Genomic DNA, 1,550 nt, shown 5'->3' with positions numbered 1-1,550 from the left:
TTTGGATAAACTCTTGGGGGGGCTGGCAGGCAAATGCAGGGGTGAAGGGGAGCAGTACCACCTGCTCAAAGCCCATTTGCGCCAACAGATCCAGCTTTTCGGCAGGGGGAGTGAGCAACAGCTGAGGCCGCCTCGTCAAGACTTCCTGGGGATGGGGATGAAAGGTGAGGACAGTACGTACCCCCTGAAGAGAATCTCGAATCGGCTGCAGCACCTTCTGATGGCCCAGATGCAAGCCATCGAAGTTCCCGATGGCCACAGCGGTGGGTCGCAAGGTTTGAGCCAGATCAGAAGTGATGTGCACTGTCCGGGATCCTAAAAACAGCCAACCAACTGCCTACCCCAGAGGCCAAAGCAGGGCCGCCAACCCACTCAAGCCCACTACGCCCCACAAGCTCCGTCGCAGGCGCTGCAACACAGGATCAATCTGATACCTGACAATCAGCCGATGCTGAGCCAGCTCCTCTTCTGACTTGGCATACATCGCCCCATCGTACCAGCCACTTTCTTCATAGGGAATCTGGGCTTGTACCAAGCGCCGCCGCACATAAGCCCATCCCAAGTAGAGATGGAGCAACACCAGGCCGAGCAAGACATTGGCCCCCAGCACCGACCCAGAGACAAAGTGGCCCCAATCTCCGGCAAAGCTGCTCCAAACCAGCGGGGAAACCGCCAGCACAACAGCTCCCCAAACCCCAAAGATTCGTTTTAAGTAAGGGATCCACCCCAAAGCAGGCCAGGAGAAAGGAAAGGCTTCCCTCAGCTCTGCATATTGCCGGAGCGGCTGTTGCTCAGCGGGAATGGGATGGGAGGGATCCAGCATAGACCTTAACGTATCTACACAAAATGATATCGGTCGGGTTGGCCCCCCGCCAAGCCCATCCTCAGACCTCCATCTCCCAGCAGAGGCGGCTCAGAAATCGAGCCCGGATACCCCCCATCAACCGAAGGCAAGCGGGGTATCGTATTTATTGAAGTGTGGTCGCGTCTACAACTTATCCCATCATGAGCGTCACAGGCGAATCTGCCGCCACCGCCGCGCCCTACGTGATCTTAAAAGAGCCGGATGGCAGCCAGAGGAAACACATTCTCTCGGGAGCGACCGCTTGGACCCTAGGCCGCGATGAAGACAACGCCATCGTCTTGAGCGATCCCAGCGTTTCGCGCCAACATGCCCTGCTGCAATACCTCGACAACAACAGCATCTATCTCATTGATCTGGGCAGCCGCAACGGCTCGTTTGTCAACAATCGCCGCGTCAGCATTCCCACCCTGCTGCAGGATGGGGATCACCTCACCCTTGGACAATCCCAGCTGGAGTTCCACAGCGGATCCCTGGCCAGCTCAGAACCCAGCCCCGCGGCCAAACCTTCGGACACCCTGGTTTTACAAACCCGCTGGCTGATCTCGGTGGCGGTGGTCGATGTGCGAGGGTACGGACAACTGACTCAACAACTGGACGAGCGCCTGCTTTCCCAGGTGATGGGAGATTGGTTCCGGCGGGGGGGGGATATCATTCAGCAGTACGGGGGCACTGTCGATAAATACAT

At 57.7% G+C, this 1,550-nt stretch carries 2 protein-coding genes and 1 pseudogene; 1 reads left to right on the top strand and 2 read right to left on the bottom strand.

The genetic code is table 11. From position 1 onward, the window contains the following. Positions 1 to 304 (bottom strand): annotated as a pseudogene (locus NW837_RS11800) (bifunctional riboflavin kinase/FAD synthetase); the annotation flags it as partial. 33 nt (positions 305 to 337) lie between these two features. After that, the gene (locus NW837_RS11795; protein WP_414331743.1) at positions 338 to 823 is read right to left on the bottom strand and encodes a CGLD27 family protein; all 486 of its coding nucleotides are present in this window, start codon (positions 821 to 823) and stop codon (positions 338 to 340) included. Between the two features lie 182 nt (positions 824 to 1,005). Between NW837_RS11795 and NW837_RS11790 the strand changes: the two genes are divergently transcribed. Further along, positions 1,006 to 1,550: FHA domain-containing protein (locus tag NW837_RS11790; RefSeq protein ID WP_414331741.1), on the top strand; the 545-nt coding region annotated here is incomplete at its 3' end.

The organism is Synechococcus sp. R6-10 (assembly GCF_047461815.1).
Classification (GTDB): domain Bacteria; phylum Cyanobacteriota; class Cyanobacteriia; order Thermostichales; family Thermostichaceae; genus Thermostichus.
Note: the sequence above shows the minus strand (reverse complement) of the source record. Positions and strands in the feature narration are given on the sequence as shown.